This window comes from Thioclava sp. PTB-PU3-1, from assembly GCF_055666785.1.
On sequence record NZ_JBVNVL010000010.1, the window covers coordinates 1 to 22,727 of the forward strand.

The window sequence follows — 22,727 nt, forward strand, 5'->3', positions numbered from 1 at the left end:
CGTAAGCGCTTTGCCGCCCCCCTCCTGCCGCTCTGGGATCATCTGTGGGAGTCCTGTGCCGAGATGAGGCATAGGAGAGGACGGCAAAATGGACGGCTCTTTAGGCAGCTCAGCGGATGGCTACGCGGGCAGGATCGAGATTTACGAGGGCCGGTCGGGCCGGCGAATGCGGAGCGAGGCGGAACGGGCTCGGATCGCGGCGGAAAGCATGGCGCCCGGAGCGAAGGTGGCGGATGTCGCACGGCGACATGACGTGACCCGCTGGCAGGTCTACGATTGGCGCAAGAAGTTGATGGCCGGGGCGCTGGCTCTGCCCGCTGGGGCAACTGACGAACCGATGTTCGCGGCGCTTGTCGTGGAGCCGAAGCCGGCTCGGCCTGCATCCATCCCGAAAGGGTGCGGCAGTGCGATCAAACCCGGCAGGATCGAGATGGTGGTCGACGGTGTGACCCTGCATGTGCCGCCGGATATCGACGACGCGCAATTAACCCGGATAATCCGCGCGATCCGGGCGGCATCGCAATGATCTCGCCGGCTGGTGGGCTGCGCGTCTATGTGGCCACGCGTCCGACCGATTTCCGAAAGGGCATGGATGGTCTGGCGCTGTTGGTTCAGGAGGCGATGGATCTCGATCCGTTCAGCGGCGCGGCCTTTGTATTCCGCGCCAAGCGCGCGGACCGCATCAAGGTGCTGGTCTGGGACCAGACCGGCATCGTGCTGATCCACAAGCGCCTGGAAGGTGCGAAATTCGTCTGGCCCAAGGCGCAGGAGGGTGTGATCAAGATATCGCCAGCACAGTTCTCGGCATTGTTCGAAGGGCTCGACTGGCGGCTTGTTCGCCCCGAGCGTGTGCGGCGACCAGACTTGGCGGGGTAGGAGCTGCGGCAGAATGACTCGGGGATGATTTGTCGGTGGCAGGGCGCCGCCCCGTGTGCTTGATCGCAGTCATGACCGACACCGCTCTGGCCGAAGAAAACGCACTTCTGAAAGCCCGCCTCGCCGAGACCGAGGCGGCGCTTGTCGATGCGGTCGAGTCGCAGCGACGACTGGAAAGCATCGTCAGCGAACTGCGGCGGGAGAAGTTCGGGCGGAGATCCGAGAAGCTCGATCCGGAGCAGTTCAATTTGCCGCTCGAAGATGTTGAACTGGCGCAGGGTGTGCTGGAGGCGGCGCAGGAGAAGGCGCGACGCGCCCTGAAGGGACAAGGCGCTGCCGAGAGCGGCAGGCCGAACCGAAACCGGGGTCACCTTCCAAAACATCTGCCCCGGATCGAACGGATCATCGAACCCGAAAGCACCCTCTGCCCCTGCGGTTGCGGCGAGATGGCCAGGATCGGCGAGGACGTTTCCGAGCGGCTCGACGTGGTTCCGGCCCAGCTCCGCGTGCTTGTCACCCGCCGGCCCAAATATGCCTGCCGGCGCTGCTCCGGCACGGTAGCGCAGGCCCACGCCCCGGAACATGTCGTGCCCGGCGGGTTGCCCACAGAGGCCCTGATCGCGCAGGTCATGGTGGCCAAGTTCGGCGATCATCTTCCCTTCTACAGGCAGGCCGAAATCTATACCCGGCAGGGGATCACCCTGGACCGGGCCACGCTCGGCAACTGGGTGGGACGCGCCTGTTTCCACCTGCGTCCGATCGCCGATCACCTGAAGGAGCGGCTGAAAGGTGCGGACCGGATCTTCATGGACGAAACAAGAGCACCGGTGCTCGACCCCGGGCGACGGAAGACGAAGACCGGTTACTTCTGGGCCATCGTTGCCGATGATCGGGGGCACGGTGGCGCAGACCCTCCCGTGGTGATGTTCCACTACGCGCCCGGCCGCGGTGCCGTGCATGCACTTCGATTCCTTGAGGGCTATCGCGGGCGGTTCGTGCAATGCGACGGCTATGAAGCCTATGACAAGCTCACCAAGGTCGACCGGCCTGAAGGCCCATGGACGCTCGTCCATTGCTGGACGCATGCGCGTCGGCGGTTCGTGAAGCGTCTGGAAAAAGATGGGTCGCCGATTGCCGAGGAAGCTCTGCGCCAGATCGCCGAGCTCTATGCCGTCGAAAAATCCGTGCGCGGCTTTGCTCCAGACGCCCGACTTGCTGCCCGGCGCGACCTCTCGGCACCGGTCATCGCCGCTTTCCGTCCCTGGCTCGAGGCACAGCTCTCGCGCATCCCGCGTTCATCCAAGTTGGCCGAGGACATCCGTTACACTCTGGCGCGCTGGCCCAGCCTCACGCGTTTCCTTGAAGACGGCCGTCTGGAGCTGGATACCAACCCGGTCGAGAACCAGATCAGGAAGATCGCTCTGACACGGAAAAACGCGCTCTTCGCGGGGCACGAGGTCGGAGCAGAGAACTGGGCATTGCTCGCGAGCCTGATCGCAAACTGCAAGATGTGCGACGTCGATCCGGTCAGCTACCTCTCCGACACCTTGCGCGCCTTGCTCGATGGGCATCCCAAAAGCCGCATCGACGCACTCATGCCCTGGAACTACCAGATCCCGTCAAGCATCGCCGCGTAGGGGATCGGCAAAACGCTTACCAAAGAGCGTCACATCACCATTGTGCTTCCAGGGGACGTCGTGAGCTATTTTCCTAAGAGAATTCAACGCACTGTAAAAATTTTCGTATTCAATTTCCGTATCAGAGTGGACGAACAAATCTCCTTGTTAGGGCGGGACACTTCCCCACCCGCAGGCCGCGATTGCCCGCCCACTCTGAATACACAGGCTGCAAATTATGGAGACGACACATGTGCAAAGCTGAAATCAGGACGTACAAGTCCGGCGCAGCAATTTCTTTCCCGATCGAATTCAAAACAATCTTCAAGGAGCACTTTCCCAGCGCGAAGTGGAAGCCGGAGACAAAGGAATGGCACGTTTCTACGCGGGCAGCAGTGCATCTGAAACAATTTGAAGAAGCGGTGAACAAAGCAATCGAAATTCGTCTTGAGCGTGAAGAACGCATTCTTGCTGTGAAGGAAATCGAAAAGCTCGAATTCAAGCTCAAGAAAGTCGCGAGTGAGTACAACTCCTTCGAAAAAGAGGTGGAGGACCTTGCCGCAGCGCGCGAACAGATTGCTACGGCACGCATCGAACTCGCAGCGAGACAGGACCAACTCGCAGCGATCAAGGCGGAGCGCAGGGCTGCCGAAGAAATGGTCCGAGCAGAGCGCGAGTCGGTTCACGCGATCGTATCGTCTGTCGTCGATGTTGACGAAATTGAGCGCGCGCGAAGTGAGATGCGCAAAGTCATGAAGGTTCCCAAAGCATGGGCGAGCGAACAATATTTGGACGCTGAGACTCGCTTGCGAGATATCTACGCAGAACTCAAGAAGGCGGGGATCGCGTCGGAAGCAATCGCATCAGCACTCCGTGCTAACAAGAACCGGCCGGATCGCGATTTTCGGCTTCTCGAACTCGATCTCGATTTCTCCGTCACCTGACAAGCGCAATCCACATTAGCGCACATCAGCGCGGGCGGGGCCATCTGAATGATGGTCCCGCCCGTTCCGTTGCGCACCTTGGCGCGCGCTTGGACGTTAGGCGGCCTTGTGCAATTCGCTGCGGCAACGAGATTGCGATCCAGCTTCTCTCGCTCGGCCCCAAGCAAATTCATGTGAGCGGCAACTGACGAAACAAATTTCCCACGCTTATCGGCTCGCAGATGAGGGTGGGGAGGTAAGACTGCAGCGCCACACCGCACGGGGTCCGGCGCGGTCTCAGAGACGACGGTATGCGGCTGAGATAACCGGATTCGACTTGCGCTGAAGGTTACCCGGTACAGCCGGAAGCGAACATGGCATCGAATGGGGAGCTCCGCACGCCCCAAACCAAGGATGAACGCCAGGTCATTAAATATATTCAAAACAATCGCTTAAAATATTTTTTGAGAAATAATCACAACCAACCACGAAAGTCGTTTCCGCATCAATCCGGATGAACCCACCTTCAGAACATGACGGAAATGGGAGTGGCTGAGCGCCATCAGAAAGACCCGCTCAGCTGCAAGCCGCCGTTCATGAGAGACTTGCTCAGGCGCTTGCCGGAGCTTCAGACCAACACTTTTTAGGAGTCTGCAACATGGGACTTACTGTCGCCGCATTCAAAAATGCTCGCCGTGTCAATGCGTATATCAATGACGAGAACCGTGCGATCGAAAGAGACACCGGAAAGGAGATCGACGCCTTCAAGGCGGGAAACCACCCTTTCTATCAGCGCTATGCTCCCGAGTTTGTCCAAGGCCAGCTCTACACCTTCGATGAAATTTTCCGTTTTGAGGCGGGTTCCTACAGCTATTATGCAGATTTCAGAGAAGAACTCGCTGCGTTGGGTGTCGCGATGGATGACGACTTCGAGTCCTGGTGCGAAGAAGACCCTCAAAGTGTCGTCCAAAGGTATATGCAAGAATGCTATGAGTGGACGCCTCTTCCGTTCTCAGGTCTGATCGCCTTCTCGGACTGCGATGGGACGCTGGGCTGCAGCGCAGTGATGAAACTCGCGCAGGATTTTGCCGACCACGCCCACCTGGCCGCGAAACTTGAGAGCGAGAGATTCCGAAAAGACTATGCGGCCTGGCAGCGCGCGCTCGCCCTCGCGTCCGCGTCAGGATGCATCATCTTCATTTAATCTGTGAGCACGGAGGTAGTTTTCAAAGCTTTCTCCGTGAATGTCCTCAGCTCGCTCGAAGCTCATCTCGACGGCCGCCTCCCTTCGACGAAGAAGGACTGCCCTTGAAACGCACACGCTGGCGGGATTTTTCCCCATTTCGCAAAAAGGTCCCCAAACATAACGCCGATATATGTTTGGGGGCCTCTGTGCGGCTGGCGGGACTTCAAACGGCGTGTCGCGGATTTGCATATTGTACTGTGCGCTTAAAAGACCTGAGCGAGACGTCGACGAAGTTTCGGTAGCCGCAACAAGTCATGGATATGCACTTTCGGACCCTCCTGACTGCCCAAATTCGCGGCGCTCGCCCGCCACGTAAGACGCTATGCTGCCGCGCAGAGAGATGCAGCTTTATTCATTCTTGAACGCATGCACTGAATAGCCCAACCCAGTGAGTTCGTTTTCGGGGTTAGTGCACCACCGACCTTCACGGCATCAAGGCAAGGGGGGCCGTGGCTGACTTCGATGAAGGACGATCTTGGGAGCGGCTCGCAGTCAGCCGCTTCCCAGACCTCAAGACCGAATTATCCTTCCGAGCGCTATTCCGGGAATGACCCCTCGACGAATAGAGAGCCGAATGCAGTTTTATTATTCCAGTTGTTGCGGAATCGACTTTCGCACCAACGTGCCGCGTCGAACGGCGCGACACGGACGTTCGTCAACACGTTGCGCGTCGGGAGGCCCTGAGCGATCCAGCGCTCGACCGTGCGTTCACTGACATTGAACTTTCGCGCAACGTCGCTCTTGGAAAGTAGAGGGCACTGATAATCCTTCCGGAGCGCTCCGCTCGGCGCCGGGCCTCGCTCGATCGCCCAGACGTAACGCCAGGACGATCTCCATTCGCCATCCAGCCGCACACCACGCAACCGTCCGTTACCGAGGTAGTCACGGACGGTTCGGTCGGTCAGTGCGAGGTGATCGGCTATTTTCGCAACGGTGAGGATGAAATCGTGTGCTGGCTCCATGAAACAGAGATTGTGCGGTCAGACGCCCGATCAAAATCACAGGCGAGAAATACCTCTCGCGTGCATCTCGCGGATTTCAAGCCACCCTCTCTGTACTATGGTCTGATTAGAAATTGCCTGATACTCAGCTCCTGCTTCTCGCGAGGAATGGCCAAGCAAAGCCGAGACGGTCCCTGCGGCCGTAACTGGATCGTGCAATCGCAGATAGTCTGCTGCGAGGGTTCTAAGATCGTGCAATGGCACCCCAAGCGCAGCTGAAACGCGCTCGCTCGGCCACCGCCGATCATGCCCGGACGCTTCATGCGACAACCAGTTCATACCGATCAGCTCTGTATAGCGCCGATGAGCATAGCGTGGCGGTCGACCTCCCAAGAGATGTTCATCAATCACCCAACCGACTTCCGGCCAAAGGGTTCCAGCGTTCAGCCAGACCCCGGTCTTTTCCTGTTGCCAGCGCAGATGCCAAATGCCGTGAGGTTCACGAACGAGAGCTTCGCCATAGACCCAGCTAACGATATCTCCGCTGCGTGGCGGTATGTTGAGCGTGATCGCAAGGATGGCAGCCGTCGCCCTTGCCGTCTCAGCCGCTTCCCGCCAGTCCGCGCATGCCGCTGCCCGATCAAGCTGCCGAACGATCGCCCGCACGACTTCCGCATAGCCACCTTTCTCATAGAGCACTTCAATCCGCCCTTGTTTCAGCTTCGGCACGCGTCGTGTTTCCCGCAGGAGGCCTGCTTGGACGGAGCGAAGCCCTGAGACGGCCTGAGTGTCGGCTCCGCCATGCGACGCAAGGCTGACCAACCCACCGAGATAGCTGGCGATGGTCGCGGGTCGAAGCCCCTCCTCGCGAAATGTCTTGGCTATCTCCCATGCAAGCAACCAGCCGAGACGTGGTGGACAGGTCAGGATCGGCAACAGATCCGCGCATCGATTGATAGACGCGATATGTCGTGCAAGCGTGCTCTCAGTGATCGGCGCCATCTGCATCGCAGGCAGCATCGCTTTCCACGCACTGGGCCATCCGCGCAGTTCTGCTTGATGACGCGTGGGAGAAGCGGTGACCGCCGAAGACCTCACCGAACGAACCCGATAGAAGCTTCTGCGGAGCCCCCTGCCCTCTGCGAGACACATCTCTGGCGCGAACTGCTCGAGCATGCGGAGCAGCAGGCCGAGCGTTGACTCTGACTTGCACGCAGCTTCGAAACTTGCTCGTTTTGGGAGCGCCGGATCGTCTCCGGTCTCTTCAAGCACTGCGAAGAAGCGAGCCACGACAGTCACTGCGCCGTTTGGCAGATCAACTCGCCGGGCCATGAGGCGCGCGCGCAACTCGGTTGGAACGTCGGCAAGACGTGAAGCAGCGATCTTATCGTGCATCGGACAATCTCCTGGTGAGGTTCTTGAATATGTCTGGATGTGTCGCGAGGATCGCGGCGCGGGCTTCTCGCGCAGCAGCCTGTCCGTCATCTCGACCGTAGTGTTTACGTGCGGTGCTCTCGAGGATGCCGAGAACAGAAGACGTGAATGCATGATCGCCCGGGCGCAACGCGAGGCTGAGGAGAGCGACCACATGGCGCATTCGGTGGGGTGTTAGATGAACGCCGAGTACGTCGGACGCATCCCGCCAGAGATCCAGAAAGGCGCTCGTCGAATAAGTCCCGCGTGGCAACGTGACGGGGTCCCCCTCGTCATGCGCTGGCAGTGCTGAACCGGGGAAAAGAAAGACATTTCGTGGATCGAGCCCTTGCAGCTCGATCAATCTCGGTCGCCCACGTTCAAGCCATTCCTGAACGATCGCTGCGTCTTCTCCGACTACATCGACGTTGACCCACGTATTGTTCTTCACTTCCCAGGGCGCATACCGGAATGTAAGCATGGTCTCGTCAGGGGCGGCTCGAAGAAGGTTCGCATGCACCTCGCCGTGCGAGGCGATCCGAGTATTGCGGAGGCAAGCTGTACGCAGCGGGCGCGACATTTGTAGCGCGTAAGCTACGGCTCCCGCGAAGAGCCGAAGCGCGGTCACTTCGCGGACTGGTTCGCCAAGCGTGCGGGCTTCGTGAAGCGCTTCACACGCGGCCTGCGCGATACGCATCGGTGCGTTGGTCCACACCGTAGCAAGCTCTGGCCGTTGCCTCAGTAGGCTCGCAATCCGATCAACATCCATCTCGACCGAGCTCGCCTTGGAAGCCTTGTGCTTCGCGCGCGGAGCATCAAAATATTTTTTCTTCAGAAGTGTGAGCACCGCCGTGACGGCAACGTCTCCAAAACCATGTTTCGCGAGCGTGATGAGCGGGGTCAGCCGCGTTTTCAGCGTTGTCGAGTCCAGAGGGTCCTTAAGATCGCAGGCCGCGTTGGAGCGTTCGATCTGTTGCTGAATGGCGGCTTCAATGGTTTGACGCTCAAAAAGCTCTCGGACATCCCGCAGGGTGGCGATATCACCGCCGGTATCTTCCCAGGCCCGCACGAGCCAACTGATCGCCTCCCGATACCCTTTGCGCGCAGCCGTCGGCTTGCCAATATTTCGAGTCTTTTCGAGCGCCAACGCATCGGCTTCAGACATAACAAGCTCCGGATCCTCGCCGGCCTCAATCCGCGCGAGCATCCTGTCCGCAAGGTCTTCGCTGCCCGCCAGGCTGGCATCAACAAGCGCATCGAAGGAGTTTCGAAAGGCCTCGGGCAGTTCAGTCCATTCGACCTTGCGCGCACGTCCTGACCCAGCCGGCACCCGCAACTTGATCGAGGGAAGATATTTCAGGATCCCAGGCACCGTGGCACTCCGGTGCTCAAGCGAGTTCAGAAACAAAACCGCTTTTCGAAGGCTCCTGCGGGTCTCAGCGGATACATCGCGCCCGATCCTTTCGATCTCGACCTGTGTCAGAGCCTCCGGCGCACATTGCGCGCGCGCCCTCAAGACAGCGAGAGACCGGTGCCGACCAATATTCCAGAGCGCGCCGGAACCAGGCAGCCCCTCCTGCGCCTTGATCAAATCCATAAGCTCACAATACCGAATACTATGCTCAGGGCTCGGCCTCGGAGCCACCGCTTTAGCTTGCAGAAACTGCCGCAGCGCCGCGCGGATGCGCGAGTCCATACGACGCCCGTTTGTCTTCATGTTCTTCGCTCGGCTCACGAGCGCATAACCTTGGCCGGCGACATCCATCTCGAAGGAGCGCATCTCGGCAGGGATCGCGCCGATATCCCGGTCAAGCAGCCCGAGACGCGCGGGGACTTTCTCTATCGCTCGAATTGTATCAACGCCGCTTCCCTTTTCTTCTGCCCAAGCGAGCAAGTCTTTGAAAGAATACTGATGTTTCATATCGATCTCCGCGTTCGACCGCCGGGCGGCCCTTCGGATAAGGGCCGGACAGGGGGTAGAGCGGAGATAGGTGTCGCGAAGATTGATCTAAAATCTGAGAGGATATCAGCCGATTTGGGTCACGGTTGATGTTCGCGGACCGGCTGTCTTAAAGACTATAGCGGTCGTACCGCGTCGCCGAACGGTAGTTTTCTTTTCTTCGCTCCTGCCGCGCAGACCGATCTCAAGAGCCCATGCAGGGCGTTCTCTATTTTAAGTGTTTCGATAGAAGGAAGCTAATTTCCGCATACGCTCAGAGCGACCTATTAGTTTGATCTCTCGCCGACCACCGCCGTTCTCGCGGGCGATTTGCGCCGCAGAAGCGGCGCCTGAGCGTATATCACACTCATCTTGGGCCCGCGCGGCAGCTTTTTCAGCGGCACGCTGATCGAACGAAAAGCTTTTCTCAGACTTCATCGCGTACCCCCTTGAAAATCCCTTAGATGTAGTAAATCCGCCAAAAAACGAACAAAGCTTTCTCTTTTAAGTGAAGGCCTTATCGTCATTTAAGCTCTGTGAACGCATCTATTCGAATAGACCGCAATTCCACAGAGCCTGAGTGCTGCCGCAGCACGTTCGGCCAATCGCGGTGAGTTTTCCGGCCTGCTCATAGATGAGCATCCACTACCGAACGATAGGCGGCGACGATTGCGGGAGCCGGCATCTCACCGGTAAGCGACTCGCATTTCCGAACATCCGCGAGTGACAACTCTGAAACAACCGCGATCTCTTCTTGAGCCAAGTTAACGCTATCGCGAAGAGCGCGAAGTTCCATCGCCAAGGCGATCTTCTCTTCAAAGTTAGCTTCACGCTCTGCAATCTCCGGGCGCACCCCGAGTATCTCGTCTCGAAATCTTTTCATAAGACACTTATACCACGGTTCGGGTCCACTCGGGAGACGCGTTTTACAAATATGAAATTGGGCGTTCGAATCTCCGCGGGAAAGGAGGCTGATCTGATCCCCGGAAACTCCGACGTCCGGCGATCCAAAAAAACGTAGGCAGAGACCCCAACGGCTCGCTTGGCGTGCCATAGATAAACCACAGAGTACTCGGGGCTTTGTATTTTGTGGCCGCGATAGGGAGCTCGGGCCAGGCACCTACCTGACCCGAATTCTTCGCTCAGAAGATCATTCCACGACGAGTTCGCCGCTTTCGATCTGCTCGCGCTCGATCGACTCGAAGAGCGCCTTGAAGTTGCCCTCGCCGAACCCGTCATCACCCTTACGCTGGATGAATTCGAAGAAGATCGGCCCGATCACAGTCTTCGAGAAGATCTGCAGCAGGATCTTGGTCTCGCCGCCGCCAAGGACGCCTTCGCCGTCGATCAGGATACCGTGCTTCTTCATTCGCTCGACCGGCTCCTCATGCCCGGTCACGCGGTCATGGCTGAGCTCGTAATAGGTCTCGGGCGGGGCCGGCATGAAGCGGATGCCGCGATCGGCGATCGCGTCGGTCGCCTCGTAGATGTCGCGTGCGCCCACGGCGATGTGCTGGATGCCCTCGCCCTTGTATTTCTTGAGATAGGAGACGATCTGCCCGGTCTCGCCGCGATCCTCGTTGATCGGGATGCGGATGCGCCCGCAGGGCGAGGTCAGCGCCCGGGAATAGAGACCGGAATATTTCCCCTCGATATCGAAGAACCGGATCTCGCGGAAATTGAACAGATCGCCATAGAAGTTGAACCACTTGTCCATGTTGCCCTTGAAGACATTGTGGGTCAGGTGGTCGAGGTAATAGAAGCCCACGCCCTTCGGCTTCGACGTCTTCAGCCAGTCGAATTCCGCGTTATAGGGTGAGGTGTCGTAATACTGGTCGGTGAAATAGATCAGGCTGCCGCCGATCCCCTTGATCGCGGGCCAGTCGACTGTCTTGTCGGTCCCTTCATATGGCTCCGCGCCGTTCTTCACCGCGTGATCGAAGGCGTGCTGCGCATCGACGACGCGCCACGCCATCGAGGGTGCGCAGGGCCCGTGCTCCTCCACGAAACGGGCCGCGAAACTGTCGGAGTCGGCGTTGAGAACGTAGGTGATGTCGCCCTGCTGCCAAAGCTCGACCGGCTTGGATTTGTGGTTGGCGACATGCTCGTAGCCCATCTTCGCGAAGAGATCGCGCAGCTCTTGCGGATCGGGATGGGCGAACTCGACGAATTCGAACCCGTCCGTGCCGGCGGGGTTCTCCTCGGTGATGGTCGATTGCGGGGCATCGTGCGGGAACGGTCCCATGGGTCTCTCCTCCTGTTTGCGCTGCGAAGAGGATAGCCCGGCGCGAATGCTCGTTCCGCGCGAAATCGCGCATATAATCCCTAAGATTTGCGGGAATATTGCACCTTCTCACAAAAGTGCGCAAACTTCCCGCATGATCGACGATATCGACAAACGCCTGCTCGCGGAATTGCAGCAGAATGCACAGCTGACCTCGCAGGATTTGAGCGAGCGACTGAACCTGTCACCAAGTCAGGTGGGACGCAGGCGGCAGCGGCTCGAGGCCGAGGGGCTGATCCGCGGCTATGGCGCGCGGCTCGACGCGGCGCGGCTTGGGCTTGCGGTTCAGGCCTTCGTGCAGGTGCAGATGCTGCGCCACGGGGCAGAGCCCGCGCAGCAATTCTCGCGCCTCGTCTCCTTGCAGCCCGAGATAACCTCGGCCTGGACCCTTACCGGGGAGGCCGATTATCTGCTGCGGGTCTATTGCGCGGATCTGGCGGCGCTGCACCGGCTGATCCACGACGTGCTTCTGGCCCACCCCACCGTCGCGCGGGTGCAGAGCCAGATCGTCATGCATCAGTTCAAGCAGGATGCGCCATTGCCGATCTGATTGCGGAGCGCACTCTGGAACGTCATGTCATTACACGTGATCTCGGGCCCGTCCGCACGCGCCGTCAGCCGAGAGTGAGCCCCTTGCGCAGGGCGATCAGGTCGATGTCACGTGAGACGAAGACGGCACCGGCCTCGAGCGCCCGCTGATAGACCTCATCGTCGGTGGTCAGGATGCCCGGCGGCAGGCCCGCGGCGCGGATGCGCGCGATCGCATCGAGCACCGCCGCAGTGGTCTCGGGGTGCGAAGGCTCGCCCGGATGCCCAAGCGAGGCCGCCAGATCCGCAGGCCCGACGAAAATCCCATCCACCCCGGGCACGGCGGCGATTTCCTCGAGATTGGAGAGCCCCTCGACACTCTCGATCTGTACGACGAGACAGATCTCTTCCCGGGCGATCTTGTGGTAACCGGGAATCTTGGCGAAGCGCGTGGCGCGGTTCATGCCGGAAACCCCACGCATGCCCTGCGGCGGATATTCGACCGCCGCCACCGCCGCGCGTGCCATCTCTGCATCATGCACCATCGGCACGAGGATCGTCTGCGCGCCGAGGTCGAGTATTTTCTTGATCTCCGCCGCGTCGAGGGATCCGGGCCGCACGATCGGCGAAACAGGATAAGGAGCCACCGCCTGCAATAGCGGCAAGACACTGCGCGCATCGAGCGCCGAATGCTCGGTGTCGAACATCATCCAGTCGTAACCGCAGCCAGCGATCAGCTCGGTGGCGAGCGGGTCGCTCATCGTGCACCAACAGCCCCGCTGGACCCCGAAGGCTTTCAGCGCCGCTTTGAACGAATTTCTTGGCAGATCGACCATCGTGATTTTCTTCCTTGTTGACCTCGGCACCCGCGGAACGGATGCGCGGGGCCGTCCTAAAAAGGTTGCTTGAGCTTATTCGAAACGAACGCCGATCGCACCTCGCGAACAGCATTCCGCCGGGCTTGCATGGCCTGCCGTCTCAATCGAAGGCGATGGACACATCCCCGAAAGCGCCGAACTCGGCCTCGATCCGGGTCCCCGGGGGGCACTCGATCGGTGCGATGAACGACCCCGACAGGATCACCTGCCCCGCCTCGATCCGCTGGCCGTATTGGCCCATTCGCCGCGCCAGCCAGACAAGCCCCTGCACTGGATCGTCCAACACCGCCGCGCCGAGCCCGGTCGTCTCGACCTCGCCATCCTTGCGCAGGATCGCTCCGGCCCAGCGCAGATCGACCTGAGATGGATCGTGACGCGCCTCGCCCAGCACGATCCCCGCATTCGCCGCATTGTCCGATACGGTATCGACGATCACGCGCGCCTGCCCGGTCGCGGGATCGGCGCGCAGAATGCGGGTGTCGAGGATCTCGAGCGACGGGGTCACGTAATCGGTCGCGGCCAGCACCGCCGCGCGATCCGCCGTGGCGTCGAGCGGCGCTTTCATGACGAAGGCGATCTCGGCCTCGACCCGCGGCTGGATGAAACGCCCGGCAGGCACCGTCGCCCCGCTGGCAAACAGCATATCGTCATAGAGCACACCAGAATCCGGCGTGTCGATCTTGAGCGCGGCCTGCATCACCTTCGAGGTCAGCCCGATCTTCCAGCCAAGGATCGACCGTCCCGCCGCCAGCTTGCGCGCCATCTGCGCCGACTGGATTGCATAGGCGTCGTCCAGCGTCATGCCGGGATGGCGCAGGCTCAGCAGCCCGATCTGTTTGCGCGCTTCTTCGGCGGCCAGCAGGTCATCGGCGGCCTGCGCGATCTGATCGGGGCTCAGCATGTCGGCTCATCCGCAACGACGTTGCGCAGCAGGCCGATGCCTTCGGCCTCGACTTCGATCACGTCGCCAGGTTGTAGCCAGATCGGAGGATCGAACCGCGCCCCCGCCCCGGTTGGCGTGCCGCACACGATCACGTCGCCCGGCACCAGCGTTGTGAAGGTGGAGACGTAATTCACGATATAGCGGAAATCGAAGATCATCCGGCCTGTGCGATCATTTTGCCGGATCTCGCCATTCACGCGGGTGGTCAGCTCGATATCGTCCAACTGGGTCGCGTCGCGGAACGGCACCAGCCACGGCCCCATCGCGCCGGAGCGGTCCCAGTTCTTGCCCTGCGTTACGTTGAATTTCGCATGGCGCACCCAATCGCGGATCGTGCCCTCGTTGCACAGTGTCAGCGCGGCGATATGATCATAGGCGTCTTCCTTCGCGATCCGGCGACCCGCCTTTCCGATCACGATCACAACCTCGCCCTCGTAATCGAGCTGCGGGCTTTCCGGCGGACGGATCAGCGGCTGATTATGGCCCGTGAAACTGCGCGGGAAGCGGATGAACATCGAGGGATAAGGCGGCGCGGCCTGCCCGTCTTTGTATTCGGCGTTACGATCGGGAAAGTTCACACCGATACAGATCAGCTTTTCCGGGGCTGCCAACGGGATCAGGAACTCGACCTCGTCGGCGCGATATTCAGGCGCGCGGCCCTCCGCCGCCGCGATCACCTCTTCCAGCGCGCCGGCCTCTACGACCTCCTGAAGGGTCGCGAACCGCGCGCCGAACTCCGGGATGAGATCCACGATACCGCCATCCTGCACCACGCCGTAGCGATCCGTGCCACCGGTGCGAAACGCCGCGATGCGCGGCAGTGCCAGAGTCATGACATTCCCTCCTGTGGAAGTCCCAGACCATCGAGAATGGCGCTATAGGCGATGTCGATATCGGATTCGCTCATCGCAAAGGACCCGGCCTGAAAGCGGATCGCAAGCTGGTTGCCGACCCGCGTTTGGGTGAGATAGATGCGCCCGTCATCATTGATCGCGCTCACATGTGAGATCGTGTCGTCATCCGATGCGCCCGCCCGGCGAAATGAGAACAGCGACAGCACCGGGGCGGTCACGATCTCAACGTCCGGGGTCGCAGCCAGCCGGTCATGCAGCATCCCCGCCCAGCGAACGTGATCGCGGATCATCGCGCGCAGCCCCTCAAGCCCGTGAAAACGCATCAGGAACCACAGCTTGAGCGCGCGGAAACGGCGTCCCAGCGGTACGGACCATTCGGAATAGTTGACGATCCCGTCGCGGCCATGGGTCTCGAGATACTCGGGCTGGATCGCCAGCGTGCGCACCAGCATCTCGGGGTCGCGAATGAAATGGGCCGAGCAGTCGAAGGACGCGCCCAGCCATTTATGCGGATTGAAGACGACGGAATCCGCACCCTCGATCCCGGCCCAAAGCGTGCGGAACTCGGGACAGATCATTGCAGAACCGGCCCAGGCTGCATCGACATGGATCAACAGATCATGGGCATGCGCGACCGCCACCAGTGCGCCGATATCGTCGCATGCCCCGGTGCTGGTCGCCCCCACGCAGCCGATCACCCCGGCGGGCTGATATCCGGCCGCCAGATCCGCACGGATCGCGGCCTCCAGCGCTTCGGGCGGGAGCGCGCCGCTGCGCGGATCGGCGGGCAGTTTCACAAGGTTGTCCTGCCCGATCCCCGCGATCCAGATCGCCCGGTCAATCGAGGAATGCACCTGATCCGAGCAGTAGATCCGCAAGCGCGGCGCCTGGCTGAGCCCCGCGCGATTGCCCTGCCAGTCCAGCGCACGCTCACGCATCATCACGACCGCCGCCAGCGTCGCGGACGAGGCGCTGTCCTGAATGACGCCCGAGAACGCTTCGGGCAGCCCCAGCGCGTCGCGCAGCCATTCCATCATCCGGGTTTCCAGCTCGGTCGCCGCCGGAGAGGTCTGCCAGAGCATGCATTGCGCGGCCATAGCGGTGACCAGATATTCCGCCACCACCGAAACGGGGGCGGCATTGCTGGGGAAGTAAGCGAAGAAGCGCGGATGCTGCCAATGGGTCATGCCCGGCTCGATCAGGCTCTCGAACTCGTCAAAGATCCGCTCCATTTCGCAGCCGGTTTCGGGCGGCTTGGGCGGGATCGCGCGGTAGATCTCGCCGGGCGTCGTGCGCGCGCGCACCGGGCGGGCATCGAGTGTTTCGCGATATTTCACACCCCATGACGCCGCGCGCCGCGACCATGTCTCGAAGTCCTGAACATCCATCCTGTTTCTCCTGCAATGGCTTGTCTGCGGAGACCCGCTCACGGCGCGATGATCGGAGTGGCCTTCATGTCGCTGGCGACCGGCTCGACATCTTGGAACAGCGAGCCATGCTCGAACCACGAGCGCGGAGCGGGCGCCCCCCACAGCGTCTGGCGCTGCGGGTCCTTCAGATCCCAGCGGATCGCCTCGAGATCGGGATCCACGGTCTGATAATCCGAGCAATAAATCTCGATCCGGTGACCATCGGGATCGAGGATATACAGGAAGAACGCGTTCGAAATGCCGTGTCGGCCCGGTCCGCGCTCGATATTGGCGACATAGCCGGTGGTCGACATCAGATCGAGCAGATCGATGATGTTAAGCGGCGTCGGCACCCAGAACGCGGTGTGATGCAACCGCGGGCCAAGGCCGTTGGTGAAGGCGATGTCATGCACCCCGCCCTTGCGATGGGTCCATGCCGCCCAAAGCCGTCCGCTCTCTTCATCCTCGGTATATTCGGTGACGCGGAAGCCGATGCGATTGTAGAATTCGACCGCCTTATCGACATCGCTGGCAAAGCAATTGAAGTGGTCGATCCGGAGCGGCTTCACGCCGTGATAGAGCGCGTATTTCTGGTGGATCGGTTCCAGACGGTCCATCTGGAAATAGAACTCGATCGGCATTCCGAAACAGTCATGGGTGCGCAGGGTGCGGCCCTGATAGGGACGCTCGACCCATTCGACCGAATGCCCCTCGGACTTGAACCAGTCATGCGCCTTGTCCAGCTCGCCTTCGTCAAAGAGTTTGAAGGCAAGCGAGCGCACATTGGCCTCGGGCGTCTTGACCAGAACGACCGAGTGATGCCCGCGCTCTTCCATCGCACGCAGGAAGATATGACGGTCGTCCTCGTCGCTCACCTGAAGCCCCAGCGTATCGACATAGAAGGCGCGGCTGGCGGCCAGATCGGTCACGCCGAAGACGACATGGCTGAGGCGGATGATGTTGAACGGCGGATACAGGTTCGGGGCCGGAATAGGCATGTCTCGCTCCCTTGAGATAAGATCGGGGCGGCCTCCTCCGACCGCCCGCTGTCGTTAGCCGAGGCGCGGCACGCGATGCGCCTGACGCGGGAAGGAAACGTTGACCGTCTCCATGTAGAAATCGAAGGACCAGTCACCGCCATCGCGGCCGATACCGCTGGCCTTCACGCCGCCGAACGGGCTGGGCAGATGGCGCACGTTTTCCGAATTCACCCAGATCATGCCCGCCTCCAGCGCGTCGGTCATCCGCATCGCGCGGTCCAGATCGGCGGTCCACAGATAGGCGGCCAGCCCGTAATCGACGTCATTGGCCAAGGCGAGCGCTTCGTTTTCGTCGGCGAAGGGGATCGCGGTCAGCACCGGGCCGAAGATTTCTTCCTGCGCGATGGTCATATCGTTGCGGGCCTGCGTGAACAGCGTGGGCGCAACGTAGCAGCCCTGATCGCCGACTTTCTCTCCGCCGATCGCGATGGTCGCGCCCTCCTCACGGGCGGTCTCGAAATAAGACAGCACCTTGGCCTCGTGCTCGGGATGGATCAGCGGACCCACCACCGTATCCGGGTCGAGCGGATGGCCGACCTTGATATTCGCCGCCACCTTGGCGACGCGCTTGCAGACCTCGTCGTAAATGCTCTCCTGCACGAGAAGCCGCGAAGACGAGGTGCAGCGTTCGCCGTTGAGCGAGTAGATCATGAAGCTCGCCGCATCGACGGCGCGGTCGATATCGGCATCGTCGAACACGATCACGGGGTTCTTCCCGCCGAGCTCGAAATGCACGCGCTTCAGCGTCGCCGCCCCTTGCGCCATGATCATCGAACCGGTGCGGCTTTCGCCCACAAAGGCAATCGCCTTGATGTCGGGATGTTCGGTCAGCCGCTTGCCAGCATCCTCACCATAGCCGTTCACGAGATTCAGCACCCCTTTCGGCAGCCCCGCCTCTTCGGCGATCTCGACCAGCAGCTTTGCGGTCATCGGCGAGAATTCGGCCGGTTTGTGTACCACCGTGCAGCCCGCCGCCAGCGCCGGGGCAATCTTCCAGGTGGACAGCATGAAGGGCGTGTTCCACGGGGTAATGACGCCCACGGGGCCGATCGGGCGGCGCGAGGTCACGTTCATCTGCGTCGCGTTGCGCAGAGCCTGACCATCCTCGGCCGCCGGAGCCTTGTCCGCAAAGAACCGGAAATTGGCCGCCCCGCGCAGTGCCGCTTTCGACATGAAGCGCAGCGCCTGCCCAGTATCGAGACATTCGGTGAAGGCGATGCGCTCGGCATTCGCCTCGATCGCCTCGGCGACTTTGATCAGGATTTTGCGGCGGTCCGCTCCGGGCATCTTGCTCCAAGTCTTGAACGCCTCTTTCGCGACGGCGACCGCGCGGTCGATATCCTCGGCTCCGCCTTTCGCGACCTTTGCCAGCGGCTTCAGATCGACGGGCGAAAGCGTGTCGAACGTGGCACCGGATGCGGCCTCGACACTTTCACCTCCGATGTGATTGCGCACGCCGGTTTGAGCGAAATGCGCGATATAGCCTTCGGCACGGCGCAGGTTTTCCGTCAGATCGGTCATCACTTACCCTTGGCTTGGCCCGACAGGCGGGCGTGAATCGGTGTCTGCTTCCAGCTCAGCTCCGAGTCGATCACCCGGATTTCGAGCGAGAGCGCGAAATGTTCGGTGGCCAGCGGACCGGCAAGCGCGGTCTGGGCGGCGGCAAAAATCGCATCGCCCCCAGCGCGCAAGGTCGCCGTGTCGCGCCCCGCCCCCACCGAAAGCGTCAGCGCGGCGAAATCGTTTTCCGGCAGCCCGTCGGCCACGATCGCATGATCGGCGCAAAAGGCGCGCACCCGAATTCCGGCCACCGGGAACAGTCCACATTCGACCATCGCGGCATGCAGTGCCTGGCAGGCCGCCGAGATATCGACGCGCTCCGCCAGCCCTGCGGAATATTCGATCTTGAGATGCGGCACGATTCTCCTCCCGCGCTTTTCATTAACATGTTAAGTTTATCCAGACTTGTCAACCGCCCCAAACCCTCCGATTTTGCCCGCCACCTGACAGGAACGAGGTATCGATGACCCAAGACAGCGCCCCCCGACAGCGGCCGGACGGGTTCGAGTTGAACGCCCCGCGTCGCGCCTTGCCGATCGCCCTGCTGCGGGCGCGGGAATTGGTGATGGAGCGTTTCCGCCCGATGCTCAACGCGCATGACGTGACCGAGCAGCAATGGCGCGTGTTGCGAGTGCTGCGCGAAAGCGGGCCGCTCGATGCTTCGATGCTTGCCGAACGTGCCTGCGTTCTGGCCCCTTCGCTGACGCGAATGTTGCGCGCGCTCGAGGCTCGTGGACTGATCGAAATCCGCCGCGATGGCGAAGACCGCAGGCGCGCCAGCGTCGGGCTCAGCGAGGCCGGCACCGCCTTCCTCCGCGACGTCTCGCCCCAAAGCGCCGAAATCTATGCCAAGCTCGAAGCCGAAATCGGCGCAGAGCGGATCACCCGGCTTCTCGACGAGCTCGAGGCCTTCGTCGCTGCCCTGGAGCATGACGACCGCGCGTGAGATAAGTCATTTCATTGCGAACGAAACGGTCGTAGGGTTGGGTGTGAAAATCGGAGATCGCATGAAGCTCGAAGAGTTCTTTCCCTACCGTCTGGCCGTCGCGGCGGAAGCCTTCTCCCGTCGTCTGCAGGATGTCTACTCGCGCGAATATGGCCTGACGCGCGAGGAATGGCGGCTCATGTCGATCCTTGACGGGGTCGGTCGGATCAGCTCGCTCGACATCGCGCGGCGCACCACGCTCGACAAGGTGCAGGTGAGCCGTGCGGCGACCCGGCTTGAAGCGCGGGGGCTGATCGAACGGTTCGTGCCCGACAGCGACAGACGACTGCGGGAGTACGAATGCACGCCAGAGGGCCGCGCCCTCTATGCCGAAGCGCGACCAAAGGTGAACGCGCGCGCGAAGGCGATGCTGTCGGCGATGCCCCCCGAAGCGCAGGTCGCCCTCGAATACGGGGTCAACAGCCTGATCGACTCGCTCGCTCTCGATATCGAAACCCGTAACGAGAGCGCCGAGACCTGACCAGCAGCCAGGCCCGTCAGGGCCCGACCAGCCAGAGCGAGATCGCCGGGAAGGCGATGATCAGCACGATGCGCACGATATCCGCGACCCAAAACCACAAGATACCGCGGAACATCGTCATCAGCGGCACATCGGGCAAAACCGAGCGCAGCACGAAGACGTTCATGCCAACTGGCGGGGTGATCAAGGAGATCTCCGTCGCCACCACTACGATCACTGCGAACCAGATCAGAGCGTTATCGGGATTGGCGAGCACGCCCGAGCCGAAATCGAGCTGGTAAATCAGCGGATAGAAGATCGGCACTGTCAGCAGGATCATCGACAGGCTCTCGAGCACCATGCCGAGGAGCATATAGATCAGCACGATGATGATGATCACCTCGAAGCCACCAAGTCCCAAGTTGTAGACGATATCGGCCAACGCGTCGGGCAGGCCGGCAAACGTGACGAAATTCCCGAAGATCTCGGCCCCGATTATGATCGCGAAGATCATCGCAGAGGCGATCGCGGCATCCTTCAGCGCCTCCCAGAGCGCGCGCATCTTCAGCCCGCCTACAGCTGCCGCGATCACCACAGCAGCCGCAGCCCCCATGCCCGCAGCCTCGATCGGCGTGAAGAAGCCGCCATAAATCCCGACCATGATGAAGACGAACAGCGCCAAGGTCGCCAGCACGCCGATGAAATCGGTGCGCTTCATCGGCAGTGGCTCCCGCACCTCGGGAGCGAGTTTCGGGTTCAGCCGCACTGCGACCATGACGGAAACGAGATACAGGCCGATGCCCAGAACACCGGGAATGATCCCGGCGATGAACAGCTTGCCGATATCGCTTTCGGTCAGCAGGCCGAAAATGATCATGATGACCGAGGGCGGGATCAGAATGCCCAGCGTGCCGCCGGCGGCAATTGAGCCCGTGGCGATCGAGTCATGGTAGCCGAAGCGGCGCATCGAGGGCATCGCGACCTTTGACATCGTGGCCGCCGTCGCGAGTGACGAGCCGCAAACCGCCGAGAAACCGCCGCAGCTGAGGATCGTGGCCATCGCGAGACCGCCGCGCATCCGCCCGAACACCCGGTCGGCACCGGTGAATAGTCCGCTGGCGATGCCGGACCCGGCAAGCACGTTGCCCATGAAGATGAAGAGCGGCACGACGGAGAGCGAGTAGTTCATCCCGGTCTCGAAGACGGCGCTGCCAACCATCGAGCCTGCGGCATCTGCCCCGCGCATCCACGCGAACCCTGCGCCGCCGACAAGCGCCATTGCGAAGGCGATCGGCACGCGCAGAAAGACGAGGGCCAGAAGAATGGCAAAGGCGATCAGAGAAATTGTCATTCCGGTCTCCGGAGCAGGGCGACCACGGCGGAGGCGGCAAAGCTGACGATGCCGATCACGCCGAAATACCACAGTTTGATTCCAAGGCCCGATGTTGCGAGCTGGGTGTGGAACTGATCCTCGGCCAGGATCGCGAGGCGCCACGCGAAATAGCCCATGACGAGGGCTGCCACCACGCCGCCAATCTGCCCCAGCGCCCGGCGGACCGCCGTAGGCAGAAGCGGCATCAGCAGGTCCACCTCGACATGGCCGCCTTTGCCCGTGGTCAGCGGCATAGCCACAAAGACCAACGCGCCCAACAAGACCTGCGTGATCTCATAGGCGCCGGTCAGCGGATTGTTGAACACGTAGCGGCCGACCACGTCGACGCAGGTGACGAGGATCAACCCCGTCACCAACCCGGCCGCGATCGCCTCGAGAACGAAGCGGGCGCGTGCAATCATGCGGACACGCCGGTCTGCTTGCGGAACTCTTCCAGCGCCGCGCGCCCGTCATAGTCACCGCCCAGGCTATCGGCCCACTGCCCTTCGAGGACGGCGGCCTGCTCCTTGATCGCATCGAGCACGCCCTGCGGCGCGGTCTCGGCGACCATACCGCCATCGGCCGCGGACTTCTTGCCGCGCTCATCCGCACCGTTCCACGCCTTGCCGACACGGGTCGCGAAGGCGAGACCCGAGAGCTTGTTGATCGCATCCTGATCGGCCGGGGAGATCGAATCCCACTTGCCGGAATTCATCACGAGGAACCACGTGGTGTTGTAAATGCCGCCCGGGATCGTCGTGGTGTATTTCAGATAATCCGCGAGGTTGAACGAGGCGATCGCGTCATAGGGGAAAGTGACCCCATCGACGACACCGCGCGAGAGCTTCTCATAGACTTCGCCCGAGGGGGTGAAGATCGTCTCGACCCCGAAATGGCTCATCAGATCGGCGATGTAGCCGCCCGGCACACGCATCTTCAGACCCTGCAGGTCTTCGATCTTGTTGATCGGGCGCTTGTTGTTGTGGATCATCCCGGGTCCGTGGTTGAACAGGCCCAGCAGGTGGGTGCCGGCATGTTCTTCCTTGGCACCGAGCTTCTCGGTATAGACCGTCCAGAAGGCTTCCGACATCGACACCGCGTCATTGCCGAGGAAGCTGAACTGGCCGACGCGCGAGTTCTTGAAGCGGTCGTCCTGCGTGAAGCTGTGCAGACCGTAGGTGATGTCGGCCACACCGTCGCGCGCCATGTCGAAATGCGCAGGCGGCGAGCCCAGCGGCTTGGCGAGGACGCGGATGCGCACACGGCCTTCGGTCGCAGCCTCGATATCCTTCGCCCAGGGCTTGATCGCGTCCACCACGATCGGGTGGCGCGGCGGCAGCCAGCTGGACAGTACGAGGTCCACACCCTCTGCCCGCGCCGGAATCGCCGGGAGAGCAAGGCTGGCCCCGGCAAGCGCCGCGGTGCCGAGCATCGAACGTCTGGTCAGTTTGGTCGTCATT

General features: G+C 61.3%; 23 protein-coding genes. 8 read left to right on the plus strand and 15 right to left on the minus strand.

The features are described 5' to 3' along the window. The first annotated feature begins 88 nt into the window (after positions 1–88). From tnpA to ACZ7GB_RS18835, 5 genes are all read left to right on the plus strand, one after another. Positions 89–526: an IS66-like element accessory protein TnpA gene (gene tnpA, locus ACZ7GB_RS18815; RefSeq protein ID WP_472158834.1), complete on the plus strand. Its 438-nt coding sequence runs from the start codon at positions 89–91 to the stop codon at positions 524–526. Further along, a complete protein-coding gene (gene tnpB / locus ACZ7GB_RS18820) occupies positions 523–876 on the plus strand; it encodes an IS66 family insertion sequence element accessory protein TnpB (RefSeq protein ID WP_472158832.1) in 354 nt (117 codons plus the stop codon). The genes tnpA and tnpB overlap by 4 nt, the downstream gene beginning before the upstream one ends. Before the next feature lie 71 nt (positions 877–947). Continuing rightward, a complete protein-coding gene (gene tnpC, locus ACZ7GB_RS18825; RefSeq protein ID WP_472158831.1) occupies positions 948–2,513 on the plus strand; it encodes an IS66 family transposase in 1,566 nt (521 codons plus the stop codon). Positions 2,514–2,743: 230 nt separating this feature from the next. Further along, positions 2,744–3,436: a hypothetical protein gene (locus ACZ7GB_RS18830; protein WP_472159965.1), complete on the plus strand. Its 693-nt coding sequence runs from the start codon at positions 2,744–2,746 to the stop codon at positions 3,434–3,436. 637 nt (positions 3,437–4,073) lie between these two features. Then, positions 4,074–4,619, plus strand: coding sequence for a hypothetical protein (locus tag ACZ7GB_RS18835; protein WP_472159967.1), 546 nt, complete (start codon positions 4,074–4,076; stop codon positions 4,617–4,619). A gap of 578 nt (positions 4,620–5,197) precedes the next feature. Here ACZ7GB_RS18835 and ACZ7GB_RS18840 read toward each other — a convergent pair. From ACZ7GB_RS18840 to hppD, 5 genes are all read right to left on the minus strand, one after another. Then, positions 5,198–5,623 carry a helix-turn-helix domain-containing protein gene (locus ACZ7GB_RS18840; RefSeq protein WP_472159968.1) on the minus strand — a complete coding sequence of 142 codons (426 nt, stop codon included), beginning with the start codon at positions 5,621–5,623 and terminating at the stop codon, positions 5,198–5,200. Between the two features lie 36 nt (positions 5,624–5,659). Beyond that, positions 5,660–6,997 (minus strand): hypothetical protein, encoded by a 1,338-nt coding sequence (locus ACZ7GB_RS18845; RefSeq protein WP_472159970.1) that lies wholly within the window; start codon positions 6,995–6,997, stop codon positions 5,660–5,662. Further along, entirely contained in the window at positions 6,987–8,936 is a 1,950-nt protein-coding gene (locus ACZ7GB_RS18850; protein WP_472159972.1) for a hypothetical protein, read from the minus strand. Before ACZ7GB_RS18850 ends, ACZ7GB_RS18845 begins: the two co-directional genes overlap by 11 nt. Before the next feature lie 646 nt (positions 8,937–9,582). Beyond that, positions 9,583–9,837: a hypothetical protein gene (locus ACZ7GB_RS18855; RefSeq protein WP_146681576.1), complete on the minus strand. Its 255-nt coding sequence runs from the start codon at positions 9,835–9,837 to the stop codon at positions 9,583–9,585. A gap of 267 nt (positions 9,838–10,104) precedes the next feature. Further along, complete coding sequence (hppD, locus tag ACZ7GB_RS18860) at positions 10,105–11,199, minus strand: 4-hydroxyphenylpyruvate dioxygenase (RefSeq protein ID WP_078521147.1); 1,095 nt, start codon at positions 11,197–11,199, stop codon at positions 10,105–10,107. 133 nt (positions 11,200–11,332) lie between these two features. On the opposite strand from hppD, the gene ACZ7GB_RS18865 reads away from it, so the two are divergent. Continuing rightward, entirely contained in the window at positions 11,333–11,788 is a 456-nt protein-coding gene (locus ACZ7GB_RS18865) for an Lrp/AsnC family transcriptional regulator (protein WP_078521651.1), read from the plus strand. A 64-nt stretch (positions 11,789–11,852) separates the two neighbouring features. Here the strand turns inward: ACZ7GB_RS18865 and ACZ7GB_RS18870 are convergent, their stop codons facing one another. The 7 genes from ACZ7GB_RS18870 to ACZ7GB_RS18900 all read right to left on the minus strand — a co-directional run bounded on the left by ACZ7GB_RS18870 (position 11,853) and on the right by ACZ7GB_RS18900 (position 18,809). Next, positions 11,853–12,602: an HpcH/HpaI aldolase family protein gene (locus ACZ7GB_RS18870; protein WP_078521149.1), complete on the minus strand. Its 750-nt coding sequence runs from the start codon at positions 12,600–12,602 to the stop codon at positions 11,853–11,855. Positions 12,603–12,744: 142 nt separating this feature from the next. After that, positions 12,745–13,545: an FAA hydrolase family protein gene (locus tag ACZ7GB_RS18875; protein WP_472159975.1), complete on the minus strand. Its 801-nt coding sequence runs from the start codon at positions 13,543–13,545 to the stop codon at positions 12,745–12,747. Next, on the minus strand, positions 13,539–14,420 hold the full coding sequence (locus tag ACZ7GB_RS18880) for a fumarylacetoacetate hydrolase family protein (protein ID WP_472159976.1): 882 nt from the start codon (positions 14,418–14,420) through the stop codon (positions 13,539–13,541). Before ACZ7GB_RS18880 ends, ACZ7GB_RS18875 begins: the two co-directional genes overlap by 7 nt. Beyond that, on the minus strand, positions 14,417–15,829 hold the full coding sequence (locus ACZ7GB_RS18885) for a pyridoxal phosphate-dependent decarboxylase family protein (RefSeq protein WP_472159978.1): 1,413 nt from the start codon (positions 15,827–15,829) through the stop codon (positions 14,417–14,419). Before ACZ7GB_RS18885 ends, ACZ7GB_RS18880 begins: the two co-directional genes overlap by 4 nt. Positions 15,830–15,867: 38 nt before the next feature. After that, positions 15,868–16,848: a 3,4-dihydroxyphenylacetate 2,3-dioxygenase gene (gene hpaD, locus ACZ7GB_RS18890; protein ID WP_472159980.1), complete on the minus strand. Its 981-nt coding sequence runs from the start codon at positions 16,846–16,848 to the stop codon at positions 15,868–15,870. 54 nt (positions 16,849–16,902) lie between these two features. After that, on the minus strand, positions 16,903–18,411 hold the full coding sequence (hpaE, locus tag ACZ7GB_RS18895) for a 5-carboxymethyl-2-hydroxymuconate semialdehyde dehydrogenase (RefSeq protein ID WP_472159981.1): 1,509 nt from the start codon (positions 18,409–18,411) through the stop codon (positions 16,903–16,905). After that, a complete protein-coding gene (locus ACZ7GB_RS18900; RefSeq protein WP_472159983.1) occupies positions 18,411–18,809 on the minus strand; it encodes a 5-carboxymethyl-2-hydroxymuconate isomerase in 399 nt (132 codons plus the stop codon). Before ACZ7GB_RS18900 ends, hpaE begins: the two co-directional genes overlap by 1 nt. 104 nt (positions 18,810–18,913) lie before the next feature. On the opposite strand from ACZ7GB_RS18900, the gene hpaR reads away from it, so the two are divergent. Together hpaR and ACZ7GB_RS18910 are read left to right on the plus strand one after the other, a co-directional pair. Continuing rightward, positions 18,914–19,396: a homoprotocatechuate degradation operon regulator HpaR gene (gene hpaR, locus ACZ7GB_RS18905; RefSeq protein ID WP_472159984.1), complete on the plus strand. Its 483-nt coding sequence runs from the start codon at positions 18,914–18,916 to the stop codon at positions 19,394–19,396. A 61-nt stretch (positions 19,397–19,457) separates the two neighbouring features. Continuing rightward, on the plus strand, positions 19,458–19,916 hold the full coding sequence (locus ACZ7GB_RS18910; protein WP_078521164.1) for a MarR family winged helix-turn-helix transcriptional regulator: 459 nt from the start codon (positions 19,458–19,460) through the stop codon (positions 19,914–19,916). Between the two features lie 16 nt (positions 19,917–19,932). Here ACZ7GB_RS18910 and ACZ7GB_RS18915 read toward each other — a convergent pair whose 3' ends face one another. The 3 genes from ACZ7GB_RS18915 to ACZ7GB_RS18925 are packed head-to-tail and all read right to left on the minus strand — an operon-like array spanning position 19,933 to position 22,726. Continuing rightward, on the minus strand, positions 19,933–21,246 hold the full coding sequence (locus ACZ7GB_RS18915; protein WP_472159986.1) for a TRAP transporter large permease: 1,314 nt from the start codon (positions 21,244–21,246) through the stop codon (positions 19,933–19,935). Next, positions 21,243–21,689, minus strand: a complete 447-nt coding sequence (locus ACZ7GB_RS18920) for a TRAP transporter small permease (RefSeq protein ID WP_472159988.1) — start codon at positions 21,687–21,689, stop codon at positions 21,243–21,245. Before ACZ7GB_RS18920 ends, ACZ7GB_RS18915 begins: the two co-directional genes overlap by 4 nt. Further along, positions 21,686–22,726, minus strand: a complete 1,041-nt coding sequence (locus ACZ7GB_RS18925; RefSeq protein ID WP_472159990.1) for a TRAP transporter substrate-binding protein — start codon at positions 22,724–22,726, stop codon at positions 21,686–21,688. Before ACZ7GB_RS18925 ends, ACZ7GB_RS18920 begins: the two co-directional genes overlap by 4 nt. Between the last annotated feature and the right edge of the window lies 1 nt (position 22,727).